Here is a 20,938-nt window from a genome sequence, read left to right as displayed (position 1 = left end):
GATGAATAGTCTTATTGAACAACAAGTGGCTGAGCTAGGCATCGAAGCTTACCTTGATCAGCACCATAACAAATCATTGCTGCGCTTTTTAACGTGTGGTTCCGTTGATGATGGCAAGAGTACGTTAATAGGGCGCTTGCTCCATGATTCACACCAAATTTATGAAGATCAACTAGCGGCTATTCACACTGATAGCCAAAAGGTGGGAACAACGGGTGATAAACCGGATCTCGCTTTGCTGGTGGATGGTCTACAAGCGGAACGAGAGCAAGGGATCACGATTGATGTTGCTTATCGTTATTTCTCAACTAAAAAGCGTAAGTTTATTATTGCGGATACGCCAGGGCATGAGCAGTACACCCGCAATATGGCAACGGGCGCATCGACCTGTGATGTCGCAGTCATTCTTATTGATGCCCGTAAAGGGGTGTTAGATCAAACGCGTCGTCATTCTTATATCGCCAGCTTATTGGGTATCCGTCATTTTGTGGTTGCGATTAATAAAATGGATCTGGTTGATTTCGAGCAAGCGCGCTTTGAGTCGATAAAAGAGGATTATCTCGCTTTTGCACAAAAGCTTAACCGCAATATCGATATTCAGTTGGTGCCTTTATCGGCTCTTGAAGGGGATAACGTGGTGAGCTTAAGTGATAAAACACCATGGTATAGCGGGGACTCGTTATTAACACTGCTTGAAGATGTCGATTTTGGTCAGGAGCGCGAAGGGGAAGCGTTACGTTTTCCTGTGCAGTATGTGAATCGTCCGAATCTCGATTTTCGAGGATTTGCGGGTACAGTCGCAACAGGAACGATCAAGGCTGGTGATGCGGTGAAAGTGCTGCCATCGGGTAAAGCATCGGTCGTGGAGCGTATTGTTACTTTTGACGGTGACTTACCTGAAGCTTATCCCGGTCAGGCAATCACGCTGACACTGGCTGATGAAATCGATATCAGCCGTGGTGATACCATTGTCGCCGCTAATGATGAGGTACAACTCAGTGATCGTGTTCTAGCTGATATTGTTTGGATGGCAGAGGCGCCACTAGAGGTTGGTCGCCAGTACGATATGAAAATTGCAGGTAAGAAAACAGTCGGCTCTGTTCAGGCTATTCGTCATCAAGTTGATATTAATAACCTTGATACATTTGCGACTGATGTGCTGCCACTTAATGGTATTGGCTTGTGTGAAGTCGTGTTGACTGAATCTATCGCGGTCGATGGTTATCAGCAAAGTACGGATACTGGTGGCTTTATTATTATCGATCGCTTAACCAATGTTACCGTTGGCGCAGGAATGATCCGAGAAGCATTAGTGCAAGATGCTGATAGTAGGAAAGCAACGAATGTGAGTGCTTTTGAATTGGAGTTTAATGCTTTAGTTCGCAAACACTTCCCACATTGGGATGCGAAAGATATCAGTAAGCTGAGGTAGCCGGATGAACTGGGAGCAAGGCATTGTGCTTGCCATGTTAATGGTGATTGTGACTTGTCTATTAACAACGCGAATCAAACCCGCATACTTGTTTGCTGGGGCTGCTTTTATTGGTTATCAAACTGATATGATTGATTTGGTGACGTTGGCTGGCAATTTTACTAATTCATCACTATTAACCTTGGTGTTGCTGATCCTTGTTTCCATTGCGTTAGAGAAAACGCGCTTGATTAGCTGGGTTGGCCAACAGATCTCCCGAGGAGGCCAGTCTAGCGTGATTGCTAAACTCGGATTATCGACGGCCCTTCTCTCTTCTTTTACCAATAATACCGCCGTGGTGGTGTCTTTAATTGGTGCCATTAAGCGTAATCAACGACATGCGCCATCGAAGCTACTCATTCCCTTATCATATGCGGCTATTCTTGGTGGAACACTGACTCTCATTGGGACTTCAACGAATTTAATCATCAACAGTTTTGTTGAAGATGCGGGTCTGCCGAGTCTTAATTTTTTTGCTCCTACTTTAATTGGTCTGGCAGTTTTGGTTACAGGTATGTTGATTGTGATCCCGCTCAGTTACTTCCTACCGAGTAACGATGATGGTCAGCAAGATGCATTGCCGTATTTTTTAGAAGCCAAAATAGAACCTTTATCTCCGTTGGTGGGCAAGTCAGTTGCTGAAAATGGTTTACGTGCCTTGCGACGTTTGTTTTTGGCTGAGGTGATTCGAGACGGACAAACCATAGCGCCCGTGTGTCCAAGCACACAACTACAGGCGGGTGATCGTTTATTATTTTGTGGTGATGTGGAAAGTGTCACCACACTGCAAGAAATAGACGGATTACAACTCTTTGGACAGCACCACCTGAATGGGCAATCCATGATGGAGGTTATTGTGAGTCACTCTGCTGGTATTCGAGGTAATACCTTAAAAAGCGTGAAGTTTCGGGAGCGATTTGATGCCGTTGTTGTGGCAATTCGCCGTGGACATGAGCGTTTAGCGGGGGGCTTAGGCAATATAGAACTACATGCTGGAGATACGCTGGTGGTAGTGCCGGGGAAAAGCTTCCATGCAAACAAGCAGCAACTTAATCGTGAATTTGTCTTGGTTAATGGGCTTGATTCCAGTGCTCGTTTAGATAGAAAGAAAAGCATCGCGGTTTTATTGGGCTTTATGACCGTTATTGCTGGAGCACTACTGGGCGGTTTTCCAATTATTAAAGGGTTGGCTGGTTACTTACTATTACTCGTTGCTGTTGGCATCATCTCTTTTGCTGAACTTCGTCGCCGGTTTCCTATTGATATTGTCGTGATTGTTGGTTCTGCGCTGTCATTGGCCCAGTTAATGATGTCCAGTGGGTTATCTGAACGTATTGGCGACCTTTTCATGACCGCGTTAAACGGCTGGGGACTTTACGGTGCTTTAATTGCGGTATACCTACTTACCCTTATTTTGACTGAACTTGTCACGAATAATGCCGCCGCCGCGTTGTCATTTCCTATTGCTTATAGCCTTGCAGTTAGTTCTGGCGCAGATCCTATGCCTTTTATTATGGCTATCTTGTTTGGTGCCAGTGCGAGTTTCATCTCTCCTTATGGGTATCAAACTAATTTATTGGTTTACACCATAGGAAATTATCAACTTAAAGATTATGTACGGATTGGTCTGCCGCTCTCGATAGTGTATTCCATCGTAGTGCTTGGTTTGATCCCTGTGCTGTTTCCTTTTTAACGACAGACAGAATGGAGTCTTATATATGTCTACGGATGTGCAAATGGAAGATTCAAGTAACATCGTGTGGCATCAACACCACGTTGCTAAACAGCAACGCGCTCAACAAAAGAATCAAACACCTTGCGTACTATGGTTTACTGGTCTTAGTGGAGCGGGTAAATCTACCGTCGCTGGCGCATTGGAAAATAGGTTAGTCGAGTTGGGTTATCACACTTACCTTTTGGATGGTGATAATGTGCGGCATGGGCTGTGTCGTGATTTGGGTTTCTCAAGCCAAGACCGTCGTGAAAATATACGTCGGATTGGTGAAGTTGCTAACTTAATGGTTGATGCTGGATTAATTGTTTTATCTGCTTTTATCTCGCCTCATAGAGAAGAGAGGGAAATGGTCAGAGATTTGGTTGGTGATGATGCATTCTTTGAGGTCTATGTTGATACTTCATTAGCTGAATGCGAGAAGCGAGATCCTAAAGGCTTGTACAAAAAAGCGCGGGCAGGCGAAATTAGCCAGTTCACGGGCATAGATTCTGAATATCAAATTCCGCTGAAACCTGAAATACATTTGAATGCTGGTGAGCAGACAGTTGCTGAGTCAGTGGAAGCATGTATTCAAGCGTTAAAGCGCCATAATGTTATTTCATAGAATAAAGGAGAAGTCATAGGTGAAAGCATTGCTAGAATCGATCGTTGAAATTGCGTTATCGGCAGGAGATGCCATCATGATACGCTATCACAGCAATATAGAAGTAAAAGAAAAAGCGGATTCAAGCCCTGTAACAGAAGCCGATCTTGCTGCGAATGCCATCATTATTGATCGATTAACCAGCTTGACGCCTAATATTCCCATTCTATCGGAAGAGTCTGTTCACATTGAATGGAAAGATCGCCAATCGTGGGAGACATTTTGGCTGGTGGATCCACTGGATGGCACTAAAGAATACATTCGAAAGAACGGTGAGTTCACGGTTAACATTGCACTAATAGATAAAGGTGTACCAGTACTATCTGTTGTACATGCTCCTGCGTTAGATAAAACGTGGTTAGCTGACGGTAAAACTGCATGGCTTCAAACAAAAGTTAGCCGCGATGCCATTAAGGTAAAAACAGCATCTGTTCCGACGGTTGTAGGAAGCCGCTCTCACCCCAGCCCTGATTTAGCTACTTTCTTAGAGCAGCTGGGAGAGCATAAGTTAGCCGAAGTGGGTTCATCACTAAAGTTTTGCCTTGTTGCGGAAGGGCGGGCGCAGTATTACCCTCGTTTAGGTCCAACGATGATGTGGGATACAGCGGCAGGTCACTGCGTAGCTGTCAGTGCTGGAGCTCATGTCAGTATGTTGGATGGTACGGCACTAAGTTACCACAGAGAAAATCTATTAAATCCCTCCTTCCTTGTAAAGGCAGCCTAAATACTATCGCTCTTAGTCTTACTTAAGAGCGAGATTTAGTGCTACGAGCGCTATTTTTATCAACTACACTAGATCCTACTTAACTTTTTAGATGCCCCTAAAGTAGTTCGATGCCCTTATTGATGGGTTTTCGTGTTCTTTTGCTGCTTTTAGTGTCTAAAAGCAGCATTCGCCCTGAAAGTTCAATAAAAGGGTTGTGCTTTAGTGTGGACTCCCTATAATGCCGCTCCATCGACAGGGAATACAACGGATGAATAAGTTATTCATAAGTTGTGTATAACATGTCGGTAAGGTGTTCTTAACTTTTTCTTGATTGAAATGAGCTTATTTTGCTCTTGTTAGTGATGATAAATGATGGCATCTTGATGATGTTCTGGTGAGTTGGCTAAAAGTTGATTTGTTGGTTTATTATCCTCAGTATCTAAGCGGTTTTAATTAATTTAAAATAACGCTTGACTGAAAAGTTTGGTAGCGTAGTATACGCAGCCTAGCCAGCACGAAGTGTTGCGCTGAATGTTCTTTAACAATTTGACCATGCAATCTGTGTGGGCACTCGTGAAATGAATAGTCAAAACTGTTCATTGTTACTTTTTAAGTGACAATGAATTTGGCATCAATGAACTGAGTGACCAATACAAAACTTAAGTTTACTTAAGCTTTGGCACAGTCAATTCGAATATCATGACTAGCTTCTAGTTATCGATATTCAATCAGTATTCATTGAGCCATCAAAAACTTTAAATTGAAGAGTTTGATCATGGCTCAGATTGAACGCTGGCGGCAGGCCTAACACATGCAAGTCGAGCGGTAACAGGAATTAGCTTGCTAATTTGCTGACGAGCGGCGGACGGGTGAGTAATGCCTGGGAATATGCCTTGATGTGGGGGATAACTATTGGAAACGATAGCTAATACCGCATAATGCCTACGGGCCAAAGAGGGGGATCTTCGGACCTCTCGCGTCAAGATTAGCCCAGGTGGGATTAGCTAGTTGGTGGGGTAATGGCTCACCAAGGCGACGATCCCTAGCTGGTTTGAGAGGATGATCAGCCACACTGGAACTGAGACACGGTCCAGACTCCTACGGGAGGCAGCAGTGGGGAATATTGCACAATGGGGGAAACCCTGATGCAGCCATGCCGCGTGTATGAAGAAGGCCTTCGGGTTGTAAAGTACTTTCAGTTGTGAGGAAGGCGGTAACGTTAATAGCGTTGCCGTTTGACGTTAGCAACAGAAGAAGCACCGGCTAACTCCGTGCCAGCAGCCGCGGTAATACGGAGGGTGCGAGCGTTAATCGGAATTACTGGGCGTAAAGCGCATGCAGGCGGTCTGTTAAGCAAGATGTGAAAGCCCGGGGCTCAACCTCGGAACAGCATTTTGAACTGGCAGACTAGAGTCTTGTAGAGGGGGGTAGAATTTCAGGTGTAGCGGTGAAATGCGTAGAGATCTGAAGGAATACCGGTGGCGAAGGCGGCCCCCTGGACAAAGACTGACGCTCAGATGCGAAAGCGTGGGGAGCAAACAGGATTAGATACCCTGGTAGTCCACGCCGTAAACGATGTCTACTTGGAGGTTGGGACCTTGAGTCCTGGCTTTCGGAGCTAACGCGTTAAGTAGACCGCCTGGGGAGTACGGTCGCAAGATTAAAACTCAAATGAATTGACGGGGGCCCGCACAAGCGGTGGAGCATGTGGTTTAATTCGATGCAACGCGAAGAACCTTACCTACTCTTGACATCCAGAGAATTCGCTAGAGATAGCTTAGTGCCTTCGGGAACTCTGAGACAGGTGCTGCATGGCTGTCGTCAGCTCGTGTTGTGAAATGTTGGGTTAAGTCCCGCAACGAGCGCAACCCTTATCCTTGTTTGCCAGCACGTAATGGTGGGAACTCCAGGGAGACTGCCGGTGATAAACCGGAGGAAGGTGGGGACGACGTCAAGTCATCATGGCCCTTACGAGTAGGGCTACACACGTGCTACAATGGCGTATACAGAGGGCTGCCAACCAGCGATGGTGAGCGAATCCCAGAAAGTACGTCGTAGTCCGGATTGGAGTCTGCAACTCGACTCCATGAAGTCGGAATCGCTAGTAATCGTGGATCAGAATGCCACGGTGAATACGTTCCCGGGCCTTGTACACACCGCCCGTCACACCATGGGAGTGGGCTGCACCAGAAGTAGATAGCTTAACCTTCGGGAGGGCGTTTACCACGGTGTGGTTCATGACTGGGGTGAAGTCGTAACAAGGTAGCCCTAGGGGAACCTGGGGCTGGATCACCTCCTTAAACGATAGACTGCTTGTTTGATGCAGTGTCCACACAGATTGCTTGGTAAATTAGTTTTAGAAATAGCGAAAGCGCTAATGAATGACTTCGGTTATTGATTAACGCTTTTTGCGTTATGCTCTTTAACAATCTGGAAAGCTGACTAGTAAATTGAATCAATAGATTCAATTACAATAGTTTTTATCTTTAATGATAAAAACGAGTTCTCAAAACAACACACATTCAAGTGTCTTGTGTAGAGTCCGGCGAAAAACCAATGTCCTCATTTTTCTTGATCGGAAATGAGTGACGATAAACCTTGGTTGTTTGAACATACAGACCTCTTGGGGTTGTATGGTTAAGTGACTAAGCGTACACGGTGGATGCCTTGGCAGTCAGAGGCGATGAAGGACGTATTAACTTGCGATAAGCCCAGTTTAGATAGTAAAAATCACTTGAGACTGGGATTTCCGAATGGGGAAACCCACGTGCATAAGCACGTATCGTTACGTGAATACATAGCGTAACGAGGCGAACTCGGGGAACTGAAACATCTAAGTACCCGAAGGAAGAGAAATCAACCGAGATTCCGAGAGTAGCGGCGAGCGAAATCGGATTAGCCCTTAAGCCAGTCTTGCGTTAGGTGAATGTGCTGGAAAGCACAGCGATACAGGGTGATAGCCCCGTAACCGACAACGCATTATTAGTGAAAACGAGTAGGACGGGACACGTGATATCCTGTTTGAACATGGGGGGACCATCCTCCAAGGCTAAATACTCCTGACTGACCGATAGTGAACCAGTACCGTGAGGGAAAGGCGAAAAGAACCCCTGTGAGGGGAGTGAAATAGAACCTGAAACCGTGTACGTACAAGCAGTAGGAGCCCACTTGTTGGGTGACTGCGTACCTTTTGTATAATGGGTCAGCGACTTAATTTTAGTAGCAAGGTTAACCGTTTAGGGGAGCCGTAGGGAAACCGAGTCTTAACTGGGCGTCATAGTTGCTAGGATTAGACCCGAAACCAGGTGATCTAGCCATGGGCAGGTTGAAGGTGAGGTAACACTTACTGGAGGACCGAACCGACTAATGTTGAAAAATTAGCGGATGACTTGTGGCTAGGGGTGAAAGGCCAATCAAACCTGGAGATAGCTGGTTCTCCCCGAAAGCTATTTAGGTAGCGCCTCGGACGAATACTACTGGGGGTAGAGCACTGTTAAGGCTAGGGGGTCATCCCGACTTACCAACCCTTTGCAAACTCCGAATACCAGTAAGTACTATCCGGGAGACACACGGCGGGTGCTAACGTCCGTCGTGGAGAGGGAAACAACCCAGACCGCCAGCTAAGGTCCCAAAGTTATAGCTAAGTGGGAAACGATGTGGGAAGGCTCAGACAGCCAGGATGTTGGCTTAGAAGCAGCCATCATTTAAAGAAAGCGTAATAGCTCACTGGTCGAGTCGGCCTGCGCGGAAGATTTAACGGGGCTAAGCTATACACCGAAGCTGCGGCAATATGAACTTGTTCATATTGGGTAGGGGAGCGTTCTGTAAGCCGTTGAAGGTGATCTGTAAGGGTTGCTGGAGGTATCAGAAGTGCGAATGCTGACATGAGTAACGATAAAGGGAGTGAAAAACTCCCTCGCCGGAAGATCAAGGGTTCCTGTCCAACGTTAATCGGGGCAGGGTAAGTCGACCCCTAAGGCGAGGCCGAAAGGCGTAGTCGATGGGAAACGGGTTAATATTCCCGTACTGCTTATAACTGCGATGGGGGGACGGAGAAGGCTAGGTGGGCTTGGCGACGGTCGTCCAAGTTCAAGGGTGTAGGCTGATAGTTTAGGCAAATCCGGACTATCTTAAGGCTGAGACCCGATGTCGAGTCACTACGGTGATGAAGTCATTGATGCCATGCTTCCGGGAAAAGCCTCTAAGCGATAGGTTATAAGCAATCGTACCCCAAACCGACACAGGTGATCAGGTAGAGAATACCAAGGCGCTTGAGAGAACTCGGGTGAAGGAACTAGGCAAAATGGTACCGTAACTTCGGGAGAAGGTACGCTCCTCGCGGTGATGAGACTTGCTCTCTAAGCTGCTGGGAGTCGCAGATACCAGGTGGCTGCAACTGTTTATTAAAAACACAGCACTGTGCAAAATCGAAAGATGACGTATACGGTGTGACGCCTGCCCGGTGCCGGAAGGTTAATTGATGGGGTTAGACTTCGGTCGAAGCTCTTGATCGAAGCCCCGGTAAACGGCGGCCGTAACTATAACGGTCCTAAGGTAGCGAAATTCCTTGTCGGGTAAGTTCCGACCTGCACGAATGGCGTAATGATGGCCACGCTGTCTCCACCCGAGACTCAGTGAAATTGAAATCGCAGTGAAGATGCTGTGTACCCGCGGCTAGACGGAAAGACCCCGTGAACCTTTACTACAGCTTGGCACTGAACATTGACCCTACATGTGTAGGATAGGTGGGAGCCTTTGAAGCATTGTCGCTAGATGATGTGGAGGCAATCTTGAAATACCACCCTTGTATGCTTGATGTTCTAACGTCGCCCCCTAATCGGGGGTGCGGACAGTGCCTGGTGGGTAGTTTGACTGGGGCGGTCTCCTCCCAAAGAGTAACGGAGGAGCACGAAGGTGGGCTAATCACGGTCGGACATCGTGAGGTTAGTGCAATGGCATAAGCCCGCTTGACTGCGAGAATGACAATTCGAGCAGGTGCGAAAGCAGGTCATAGTGATCCGGTGGTTCTGAATGGAAGGGCCATCGCTCAACGGATAAAAGGTACTCCGGGGATAACAGGCTGATACCGCCCAAGAGTTCATATCGACGGCGGTGTTTGGCACCTCGATGTCGGCTCATCACATCCTGGGGCTGAAGTCGGTCCCAAGGGTATGGCTGTTCGCCATTTAAAGTGGTACGCGAGCTGGGTTTAGAACGTCGTGAGACAGTTCGGTCCCTATCTGCCGTGGGCGTTAGATGATTGAGAGGGGCTGCTCCTAGTACGAGAGGACCGGAGTGGACGAACCGCTGGTGTTCGGGTTGTTATGCCAATAGCATTGCCCGGTAGCTACGTTCGGAATCGATAAGCGCTGAAAGCATCTAAGCGCGAAGCGAGCCTCAAGATGAGTCATCTCTAGACCTTTAAGGTCTCTAAAGGGTTGTCGAAGACTACGACGTTGATAGGCAGGGTGTGTAAGTGCTGCGAGGCATTGAGCTAACCTGTACTAATTGCCCGTGAGGCTTAACCATACAACACCCAAGGGGTTTTACGGACTCCATAACGCTTGAATGCGTGTTAAGAACGAATATTGTAACTAGTTAACTTTCCCAGATTGTATCTTCCGCCGACGGCGTAAGATAAACCGAATTTGCTTGGCGACCATAGCATTATGGACCCACCTGATCCCATGCCGAACTCAGTAGTGAAACGTAATAGCGCCGATGGTAGTGTGGGGTCTCCCCATGTGAGAGTAGGTCATCGCCAGGCTTTAATTTCGACTTGTCTCGATGAGACGAGTCAACATAATGTTTTGTGTGAATTACATAGAATTTTATGTTGACTTTCAAAGTAGAAAGCGTATTATACGCCTCCTGCTTAAGTGTTAAGGCACTGAAAGCAAAGCTCTTTAACAATTTGACCATGCAATCTGTGTGGGCACTCGTGAAATGAATAGTCAAAACTGTTCATTGTGACTTTTTAAGTAACAATGAACTTGGCATCAATGAACTGAGTGACCAATACAAAACTTAAGTTTACTTAAGATTTGGCACAGTCAATTCGAATATCATGACTAGCTTCTAGTTATCGATATTCAATCAGTATTCATTGAGCCATCAAAAACTTTAAATTGAAGAGTTTGATCATGGCTCAGATTGAACGCTGGCGGCAGGCCTAACACATGCAAGTCGAGCGGTAACAGGAATTAGCTTGCTAATTTGCTGACGAGCGGCGGACGGGTGAGTAATGCCTGGGAATATGCCTTGATGTGGGGGATAACTATTGGAAACGATAGCTAATACCGCATAATGCCTACGGGCCAAAGAGGGGGATCTTCGGACCTCTCGCGTCAAGATTAGCCCAGGTGGGATTAGCTAGTTGGTGGGGTAATGGCTCACCAAGGCGACGATCCCTAGCTGGTTTGAGAGGATGATCAGCCACACTGGAACTGAGACACGGTCCAGACTCCTACGGGAGGCAGCAGTGGGGAATATTGCACAATGGGGGAAACCCTGATGCAGCCATGCCGCGTGTATGAAGAAGGCCTTCGGGTTGTAAAGTACTTTCAGTTGTGAGGAAGGCGGTAACGTTAATAGCGTTGCCGTTTGACGTTAGCAACAGAAGAAGCACCGGCTAACTCCGTGCCAGCAGCCGCGGTAATACGGAGGGTGCGAGCGTTAATCGGAATTACTGGGCGTAAAGCGCATGCAGGCGGTCTGTTAAGCAAGATGTGAAAGCCCGGGGCTCAACCTCGGAACAGCATTTTGAACTGGCAGACTAGAGTCTTGTAGAGGGGGGTAGAATTTCAGGTGTAGCGGTGAAATGCGTAGAGATCTGAAGGAATACCGGTGGCGAAGGCGGCCCCCTGGACAAAGACTGACGCTCAGATGCGAAAGCGTGGGGAGCAAACAGGATTAGATACCCTGGTAGTCCACGCCGTAAACGATGTCTACTTGGAGGTTGGGACCTTGAGTCCTGGCTTTCGGAGCTAACGCGTTAAGTAGACCGCCTGGGGAGTACGGTCGCAAGATTAAAACTCAAATGAATTGACGGGGGCCCGCACAAGCGGTGGAGCATGTGGTTTAATTCGATGCAACGCGAAGAACCTTACCTACTCTTGACATCCAGAGAATTCGCTAGAGATAGCTTAGTGCCTTCGGGAACTCTGAGACAGGTGCTGCATGGCTGTCGTCAGCTCGTGTTGTGAAATGTTGGGTTAAGTCCCGCAACGAGCGCAACCCTTATCCTTGTTTGCCAGCACGTAATGGTGGGAACTCCAGGGAGACTGCCGGTGATAAACCGGAGGAAGGTGGGGACGACGTCAAGTCATCATGGCCCTTACGAGTAGGGCTACACACGTGCTACAATGGCGTATACAGAGGGCTGCCAACCAGCGATGGTGAGCGAATCCCAGAAAGTACGTCGTAGTCCGGATTGGAGTCTGCAACTCGACTCCATGAAGTCGGAATCGCTAGTAATCGTGGATCAGAATGCCACGGTGAATACGTTCCCGGGCCTTGTACACACCGCCCGTCACACCATGGGAGTGGGCTGCACCAGAAGTAGATAGCTTAACCTTCGGGAGGGCGTTTACCACGGTGTGGTTCATGACTGGGGTGAAGTCGTAACAAGGTAGCCCTAGGGGAACCTGGGGCTGGATCACCTCCTTAAACGATAGACTGCTTGTTTGATGCAGTGTCCACACAGATTGCTTGGTAAATTAGTTTTAGAAATAGCGAAAGCGCTAATGAATGACTTCGGTTATTGATTAACGCTTTTTGCGTTATGCTCTTTAACAATCTGGAAAGCTGACTAGTAAATTGAATCAATAGATTCAATTACAATAGTTTTTATCTTTAATGATAAAAACGAGTTCTCAAAACAACACACATTCAAGTGTCTTGTGTAGAGTCCGGCGAAAAACCAATGTCCTCATTTTTCTTGATCGGAAATGAGTGACGATAAAACCTTGGTTGTTTGAACATACAGACCTCTTGGGGTTGTATGGTTAAGTGACTAAGCGTACACGGTGGATGCCTTGGCAGTCAGAGGCGATGAAGGACGTATTAACTTGCGATAAGCCCAGTTTAGATAGTAAAAATCACTTGAGACTGGGATTTCCGAATGGGGAAACCCACGTGCATAAGCACGTATCGTTACGTGAATACATAGCGTAACGAGGCGAACTCGGGGAACTGAAACATCTAAGTACCCGAAGGAAGAGAAATCAACCGAGATTCCGAGAGTAGCGGCGAGCGAAATCGGATTAGCCCTTAAGCCAGTCTTGCGTTAGGTGAATGTGCTGGAAAGCACAGCGATACAGGGTGATAGCCCCGTAACCGACAACGCATTATTAGTGAAAACGAGTAGGACGGGACACGTGATATCCTGTTTGAACATGGGGGGACCATCCTCCAAGGCTAAATACTCCTGACTGACCGATAGTGAACCAGTACCGTGAGGGAAAGGCGAAAAGAACCCCTGTGAGGGGAGTGAAATAGAACCTGAAACCGTGTACGTACAAGCAGTAGGAGCCCACTTGTTGGGTGACTGCGTACCTTTTGTATAATGGGTCAGCGACTTAATTTTAGTAGCAAGGTTAACCGTTTAGGGGAGCCGTAGGGAAACCGAGTCTTAACTGGGCGTCATAGTTGCTAGGATTAGACCCGAAACCAGGTGATCTAGCCATGGGCAGGTTGAAGGTGAGGTAACACTTACTGGAGGACCGAACCGACTAATGTTGAAAAATTAGCGGATGACTTGTGGCTAGGGGTGAAAGGCCAATCAAACCTGGAGATAGCTGGTTCTCCCCGAAAGCTATTTAGGTAGCGCCTCGGACGAATACTACTGGGGGTAGAGCACTGTTAAGGCTAGGGGGTCATCCCGACTTACCAACCCTTTGCAAACTCCGAATACCAGTAAGTACTATCCGGGAGACACACGGCGGGTGCTAACGTCCGTCGTGGAGAGGGAAACAACCCAGACCGCCAGCTAAGGTCCCAAAGTTATAGCTAAGTGGGAAACGATGTGGGAAGGCTCAGACAGCCAGGATGTTGGCTTAGAAGCAGCCATCATTTAAAGAAAGCGTAATAGCTCACTGGTCGAGTCGGCCTGCGCGGAAGATTTAACGGGGCTAAGCTATACACCGAAGCTGCGGCAATATGACTTGTTCATATTGGGTAGGGGAGCGTTCTGTAAGCCGTTGAAGGTGGTCTGTAAGGGCTGCTGGAGGTATCAGAAGTGCGAATGCTGACATGAGTAACGATAAAGGGAGTGAAAAACTCCCTCGCCGGAAGATCAAGGGTTCCTGTCCAACGTTAATCGGGGCAGGGTAAGTCGACCCCTAAGGCGAGGCCGAAAGGCGTAGTCGATGGGAAACGGGTTAATATTCCCGTACTGCTTATAACTGCGATGGGGGGACGGAGAAGGCTAGGTGGGCTTGGCGACGGTCGTCCAAGTTCAAGGGTGTAGGCTGATAGTTTAGGCAAATCCGGACTATCTTAAGGCTGAGACCCGATGTCGAGTCACTACGGTGATGAAGTCATTGATGCCATGCTTCCGGGAAAAGCCTCTAAGCGATAGGTTATAAGCAATCGTACCCCAAACCGACACAGGTGATCAGGTAGAGAATACCAAGGCGCTTGAGAGAACTCGGGTGAAGGAACTAGGCAAAATGGTACCGTAACTTCGGGAGAAGGTACGCTCCTCGCGGTGATGAGACTTGCTCTCTAAGCTGCTGGGAGTCGCAGATACCAGGTGGCTGCAACTGTTTATTAAAAACACAGCACTGTGCAAAATCGAAAGATGACGTATACGGTGTGACGCCTGCCCGGTGCCGGAAGGTTAATTGATGGGGTTAGACTTCGGTCGAAGCTCTTGATCGAAGCCCCGGTAAACGGCGGCCGTAACTATAACGGTCCTAAGGTAGCGAAATTCCTTGTCGGGTAAGTTCCGACCTGCACGAATGGCGTAATGATGGCCACGCTGTCTCCACCCGAGACTCAGTGAAATTGAAATCGCAGTGAAGATGCTGTGTACCCGCGGCTAGACGGAAAGACCCCGTGAACCTTTACTACAGCTTGGCACTGAACATTGACCCTACATGTGTAGGATAGGTGGGAGCCTTTGAAGCATTGTCGCTAGATGATGTGGAGGCAATCTTGAAATACCACCCTTGTATGCTTGATGTTCTAACGTCGCCCCCTAATCGGGGGTGCGGACAGTGCCTGGTGGGTAGTTTGACTGGGGCGGTCTCCTCCCAAAGAGTAACGGAGGAGCACGAAGGTGGGCTAATCACGGTCGGACATCGTGAGGTTAGTGCAATGGCATAAGCCCGCTTGACTGCGAGAATGACAATTCGAGCAGGTGCGAAAGCAGGTCATAGTGATCCGGTGGTTCTGAATGGAAGGGCCATCGCTCAACGGATAAAAGGTACTCCGGGGATAACAGGCTGATACCGCCCAAGAGTTCATATCGACGGCGGTGTTTGGCACCTCGATGTCGGCTCATCACATCCTGGGGCTGAAGTCGGTCCCAAGGGTATGGCTGTTCGCCATTTAAAGTGGTACGCGAGCTGGGTTTAGAACGTCGTGAGACAGTTCGGTCCCTATCTGCCGTGGGCGTTAGATGATTGAGAGGGGCTGCTCCTAGTACGAGAGGACCGGAGTGGACGAACCGCTGGTGTTCGGGTTGTTATGCCAATAGCATTGCCCGGTAGCTACGTTCGGAATCGATAAGCGCTGAAAGCATCTAAGCGCGAAGCGAGCCTCAAGATGAGTCATCTCTAGACCTTTAAGGTCTCTAAAGGGTTGTCGAAGACTACGACGTTGATAGGCAGGGTGTGTAAGTGCTGCGAGGCATTGAGCTAACCTGTACTAATTGCCCGTGAGGCTTAACCATACAACACCCAAGGGGTTTTACGGACTCCATAACGCTTGAATGCGTGTTAAGAACGAATATTGTAACTAGTTAGATTTTCCCAGATTGTATCTTCCGCTACGGCGTAAGATAAACCGAATTTGCTTGGCGACCATAGCATTATGGACCCACCTGATCCCATGCCGAACTCAGTAGTGAAACGTAATAGCGCCGATGGTAGTGTGGGGTCTCCCCATGTGAGAGTAGGTCATCGCCAGGCTTCAATTTTGAGAGCCCGTTGGCAACAACGGGCTTTTATTTCGCTCTAGCATCAAGCGGTGTGAGCGGAGTCAATATAAGGTTTTTATGTTTTAATCGAATGATTAAAAAGATGAAAGTTTTATCTTGACTTAAAAGTTGAGAAGCGTATTATACGCGTCCTGACTTGCTGAAGCGTTCAACGCTAAGGTATTGAAAGTCAACGTTCTTTAACAATTTGACCATGCAATCTGTGTGGGCACTCGTGAAATGAATAGTCAAAACTGTTCATTGTGACTTTTTAAGTAACAATGAATTTGGCATCAATGAACTGAGTGACCAATACAAAACTTAAGTTTACTTAAGCTTTGGCACAGTCAATTCGAATATCATGACTAGCTTCTAGTTATCGATATTCAATCAGTATTCATTGAGCCATCAAAAACTTTAAATTGAAGAGTTTGATCATGGCTCAGATTGAACGCTGGCGGCAGGCCTAACACATGCAAGTCGAGCGGTAACAGGAATTAGCTTGCTAATTTGCTGACGAGCGGCGGACGGGTGAGTAATGCCTGGGAATATGCCTTGATGTGGGGGATAACTATTGGAAACGATAGCTAATACCGCATAATGCCTACGGGCCAAAGAGGGGGATCTTCGGACCTCTCGCGTCAAGATTAGCCCAGGTGGGATTAGCTAGTTGGTGGGGTAATGGCTCACCAAGGCGACGATCCCTAGCTGGTTTGAGAGGATGATCAGCCACACTGGAACTGAGACACGGTCCAGACTCCTACGGGAGGCAGCAGTGGGGAATATTGCACAATGGGGGAAACCCTGATGCAGCCATGCCGCGTGTATGAAGAAGGCCTTCGGGTTGTAAAGTACTTTCAGTTGTGAGGAAGGCGGTAACGTTAATAGCGTTGCCGTTTGACGTTAGCAACAGAAGAAGCACCGGCTAACTCCGTGCCAGCAGCCGCGGTAATACGGAGGGTGCGAGCGTTAATCGGAATTACTGGGCGTAAAGCGCATGCAGGCGGTCTGTTAAGCAAGATGTGAAAGCCCGGGGCTCAACCTCGGAACAGCATTTTGAACTGGCAGACTAGAGTCTTGTAGAGGGGGGTAGAATTTCAGGTGTAGCGGTGAAATGCGTAGAGATCTGAAGGAATACCGGTGGCGAAGGCGGCCCCCTGGACAAAGACTGACGCTCAGATGCGAAAGCGTGGGGAGCAAACAGGATTAGATACCCTGGTAGTCCACGCCGTAAACGATGTCTACTTGGAGGTTGGGACCTTGAGTCCTGGCTTTCGGAGCTAACGCGTTAAGTAGACCGCCTGGGGAGTACGGTCGCAAGATTAAAACTCAAATGAATTGACGGGGGCCCGCACAAGCGGTGGAGCATGTGGTTTAATTCGATGCAACGCGAAGAACCTTACCTACTCTTGACATCCAGAGAATTCGCTAGAGATAGCTTAGTGCCTTCGGGAACTCTGAGACAGGTGCTGCATGGCTGTCGTCAGCTCGTGTTGTGAAATGTTGGGTTAAGTCCCGCAACGAGCGCAACCCTTATCCTTGTTTGCCAGCACGTAATGGTGGGAACTCCAGGGAGACTGCCGGTGATAAACCGGAGGAAGGTGGGGACGACGTCAAGTCATCATGGCCCTTACGAGTAGGGCTACACACGTGCTACAATGGCGTATACAGAGGGCTGCCAACCAGCGATGGTGAGCGAATCCCAGAAAGTACGTCGTAGTCCGGATTGGAGTCTGCAACTCGACTCCATGAAGTCGGAATCGCTAGTAATCGTGGATCAGAATGCCACGGTGAATACGTTCCCGGGCCTTGTACACACCGCCCGTCACACCATGGGAGTGGGCTGCACCAGAAGTAGATAGCTTAACCTTCGGGAGGGCGTTTACCACGGTGTGGTTCATGACTGGGGTGAAGTCGTAACAAGGTAGCCCTAGGGGAACCTGGGGCTGGATCACCTCCTTAAACGATAGACTGCTTGTTTGATGCAGTGTCCACACAGATTGCTTGGTAAATTAGTTTTAGAAATAGCGAAAGCGCTAATGAATGACTTCGGTTATTGATTAACGCTTTTTGCGTTATGCTCTTTAACAATCTGGAAAGCTGACTAGTAAATTGAATCAATAGATTCAATTACAATAGTTTTTATCTTTAATGATAAAAACGAGTTCTCAAAACAACACACATTCAAGTGTCTTGTGTAGAGTCCGGCGAAAAACCAATGTCCTCATTTTTCTTGATCGGAAATGAGTGACGATAAAACCTTGGTTGTTTGAACATACAGACCTCTTGGGGTTGTATGGTTAAGTGACTAAGCGTACACGGTGGATGCCTTGGCAGTCAGAGGCGATGAAGGACGTATTAACTTGCGATAAGCCCAGTTTAGATAGTAAAAATCACTTGAGACTGGGATTTCCGAATGGGGAAACCCACGTGCATAAGCACGTATCGTTACGTGAATACATAGCGTAACGAGGCGAACTCGGGGAACTGAAACATCTAAGTACCCGAAGGAAGAGAAATCAACCGAGATTCCGAGAGTAGCGGCGAGCGAAATCGGATTAGCCCTTAAGCCAGTCTTGCGTTAGGTGAATGTGCTGGAAAGCACAGCGATACAGGGTGATAGCCCCGTAACCGACAACGCATTATTAGTGAAAACGAGTAGGACGGGACACGTGATATCCTGTTTGAACATGGGGGGACCATCCTCCAAGGCTAAATACTCCTGACTGACCGATAGTGAACCAGTACCGTGAGGGAAAGGCGAAAAGAACCCCTGTGAGGGGAGTGAAATAGAACCTGAAACCGTGTACGTACAAGCAGTAGGAGCCCACTTGTTGGGTGACTGCGTACCTTTTGTATAATGGGTCAGCGACTTAATTTTAGTAGCAAGGTTAACCGTTTAGGGGAGCCGTAGGGAAACCGAGTCTTAACTGGGCGTCATAGTTGCTAGGATTAGACCCGAAACCAGGTGATCTAGCCATGGGCAGGTTGAAGGTGAGGTAACACTTACTGGAGGACCGAACCGACTAATGTTGAAAAATTAGCGGATGACTTGTGGCTAGGGGTGAAAGGCCAATCAAACCTGGAGATAGCTGGTTCTCCCCGAAAGCTATTTAGGTAGCGCCTCGGACGAATACTACTGGGGGTAGAGCACTGTTAAGGCTAGGGGGTCATCCCGACTTACCAACCCTTTGCAAACTCCGAATACCAGTAAGTACTATCCGGGAGACACACGGCGGGTGCTAACGTCCGTCGTGGAGAGGGAAACAACCCAGACCGCCAGCTAAGGTCCCAAAGTTATAGCTAAGTGGGAAACGATGTGGGAAGGCTCAGACAGCCAGGATGTTGGCTTAGAAGCAGCCATCATTTAAAGAAAGCGTAATAGCTCACTGGTCGAGTCGGCCTGCGCGGAAGATTTAACGGGGCTAAGCTATACACCGAAGCTGCGGCAATATGAACTTGTTCATATTGGGTAGGGGAGCGTTCTGTAAGCCGTTGAAGGTGGTCTGTAAGGGCTGCTGGAGGTATCAGAAGTGCGAATGCTGACATGAGTAACGATAAAGGGAGTGAAAAACTCCCTCGCCGGAAGATCAAGGGTTCCTGTCCAACGTTAATCGGGGCAGGGTAAGTCGACCCCTAAGGCGAGGCCGAAAGGCGTAGTCGATGGGAAACGGGTTAATATTCCCGTACTGCTTATAACTGCGATGGGGGGACGGAGAAGGCTAGGTGGGCTTGGCGACGGTCGTCCAAGTTCAAGGGTGTAGGCTGATAGTTTAGGCAAATCCGGACTATCTTAAGGCTGAGACCCGATGTCGAGTCACTACGGTGATGAAGTCATTGATGCCATGCTTCCGGGAAAAGCCTCTAAGCGATAGGTTATAAGCAATCGTACCCCAAACCGACACAGGTGATCAGGTAGAGAATACCAAGGCGCTTGAGAGAACTCGGGTGAAGGAACTAGGCAAAATGGTACCGTAACTTCGGGAGAAGGTACGCTCCTCGCGGTGATGAGACTTGCTCTCTAAGCTGCTGGGAGTCGCAGATACCAGGTGGCTGCAACTGTTTATTAAAAACACAGCACTGTGCAAAATCGAAAGATGACGTATACGGTGTGACGCCTGCCCGGTGCCGGAAGGTTAATTGATGGGGTTAGACTTCGGTCGAAGCTCTTGATCGAAGCCCCGGTAAACGGCGGCCGTAACTATAACGGTCCTAAGGTAGCGAAATTCCTTGTCGGGTAAGTTCCGACCTGCACGAATGGCGTAATGATGGCCACGCTGTCTCCACCCGAGACTCAGTGAAATTGAAATCGCAGTGAAGATGCTGTGTACCCGCGGCTAGACGGAAAGACCCCGTGAACCTTTACTACAGCTTGGCACTGAACATTGACCCTACATGTGTAGGATAGGTGGGAGCCTTTGAAGCATTGTCGCTAGATGATGTGGAGGCAATCTTGAAATACCACCCTTGTATGCTTGATGTTCTAACGTCGCCCCCTAATCGGGGGTGCGGACAGTGCCTGGTGGGTAGTTTGACTGGGGCGGTCTCCTCCCAAAGAGTAACGGAGGAGCACGAAGGTGGGCTAATCACGGTCGGACATCGTGAGGTTAGTGCAATGGCATAAGCCCGCTTGACTGCGAGAATGACAATTCGAGCAGGTGCGAAAGCAGGTCATAGTGATCCGGTGGTTCTGAATGGAAGGGCCATCGCTCAACGGATAAAAGGTACTCCGGGGATAACAGGCTGATACCGCCCAAGAGTTCATATCGACGGCGGTGTTTGGCACCTCGATGTCGGCTCATCACATCCTGGGGCTGAAGTCGGTCCCAAGGGTATGGCTGTTCGCCATTTAAAGTGGTACGCGAGCTGGGTTTAGAACGTCGTGAGACAGTTCGGTCCCTATCTGCCGTGGGCGTTAGATGATTGAGAGGGGCTGCTCCTAGTACGAGAGGACCGGAGTGGACGAACCGCTGGTGTTCGGGTTGTTATGCCAATAGCATTGCCCGGTAGCTACGTTCGGAATCGATAAGCGCTGAAAGCATCTAAGCGCGAAGCGAGCCTCAAGATGAGTCATCTCTAGACCTTTAAGGTCTCTAAAGGGTTGTCGAAGACTACGACGTTGATAGGCAGGGTGTGTAAGTGCTGCGAGGCATTGAGCTAACCTGTACTAATTGCCCGTGAGGCTTAACCATACAACACCCAAGGGGTTTTACGGACTCCATAACGCTTGAATGCGTGTT

General features: G+C 48.4%; 4 protein-coding genes and 8 rRNA genes. All 12 read left to right on the top strand.

What is annotated here, in order from left to right; all coding sequences use genetic code 11:
- Position 1: 1 nt before the first annotated feature.
- The 12 genes from cysN to OCU87_RS15215 all read left to right on the top strand — a co-directional run bounded on the left by cysN (position 2) and on the right by OCU87_RS15215 (position 20,890).
- Positions 2–1,432, top strand: a complete 1,431-nt coding sequence (gene cysN / locus OCU87_RS15270) for a sulfate adenylyltransferase subunit CysN (RefSeq protein WP_062691700.1) — start codon at positions 2–4, stop codon at positions 1,430–1,432.
- A gap of 4 nt (positions 1,433–1,436) precedes the next feature.
- On the top strand, positions 1,437–3,164 hold the full coding sequence (locus OCU87_RS15265; RefSeq protein WP_261857508.1) for an SLC13 family permease: 1,728 nt from the start codon (positions 1,437–1,439) through the stop codon (positions 3,162–3,164).
- Between the two features lie 25 nt (positions 3,165–3,189).
- Positions 3,190–3,810, top strand: coding sequence for an adenylyl-sulfate kinase (gene cysC / locus OCU87_RS15260; RefSeq protein WP_094957217.1), 621 nt, complete (start codon positions 3,190–3,192; stop codon positions 3,808–3,810).
- Between the two features lie 19 nt (positions 3,811–3,829).
- Complete coding sequence (cysQ, locus tag OCU87_RS15255; RefSeq protein ID WP_261857507.1) at positions 3,830–4,573, top strand: 3'(2'),5'-bisphosphate nucleotidase CysQ; 744 nt, start codon at positions 3,830–3,832, stop codon at positions 4,571–4,573.
- 739 nt (positions 4,574–5,312) lie between these two features.
- Positions 5,313–6,855 (top strand): 16S ribosomal RNA (locus tag OCU87_RS15250).
- Between the two features lie 335 nt (positions 6,856–7,190).
- Positions 7,191–10,084 (top strand): 23S ribosomal RNA (locus tag OCU87_RS15245).
- A gap of 122 nt (positions 10,085–10,206) precedes the next feature.
- Positions 10,207–10,322 (top strand): 5S ribosomal RNA (rrf, locus tag OCU87_RS15240).
- A gap of 358 nt (positions 10,323–10,680) precedes the next feature.
- Positions 10,681–12,223 (top strand): 16S ribosomal RNA (locus OCU87_RS15235).
- 336 nt (positions 12,224–12,559) lie between these two features.
- Positions 12,560–15,452, top strand: a 23S ribosomal RNA gene (locus OCU87_RS15230).
- 122 nt (positions 15,453–15,574) lie between these two features.
- Positions 15,575–15,690, top strand: a 5S ribosomal RNA gene (rrf, locus tag OCU87_RS15225).
- A 427-nt stretch (positions 15,691–16,117) separates the two neighbouring features.
- Positions 16,118–17,660: ribosomal RNA gene (locus tag OCU87_RS15220) — 16S ribosomal RNA — on the top strand.
- Between the two features lie 336 nt (positions 17,661–17,996).
- Positions 17,997–20,890: ribosomal RNA gene (locus OCU87_RS15215) — 23S ribosomal RNA — on the top strand.
- Together the 16S, 23S and 5S rRNA genes form the textbook arrangement of a ribosomal RNA operon.
- Positions 20,891–20,938 lie beyond the last annotated feature (48 nt).

It is taken from the genome of Photobacterium sanguinicancri, from assembly GCF_024346675.1.
GTDB lineage: Bacteria > Pseudomonadota > Gammaproteobacteria > Enterobacterales > Vibrionaceae > Photobacterium > Photobacterium sanguinicancri.
This window is presented reverse-complemented; position numbering and strand designations above follow the sequence as displayed.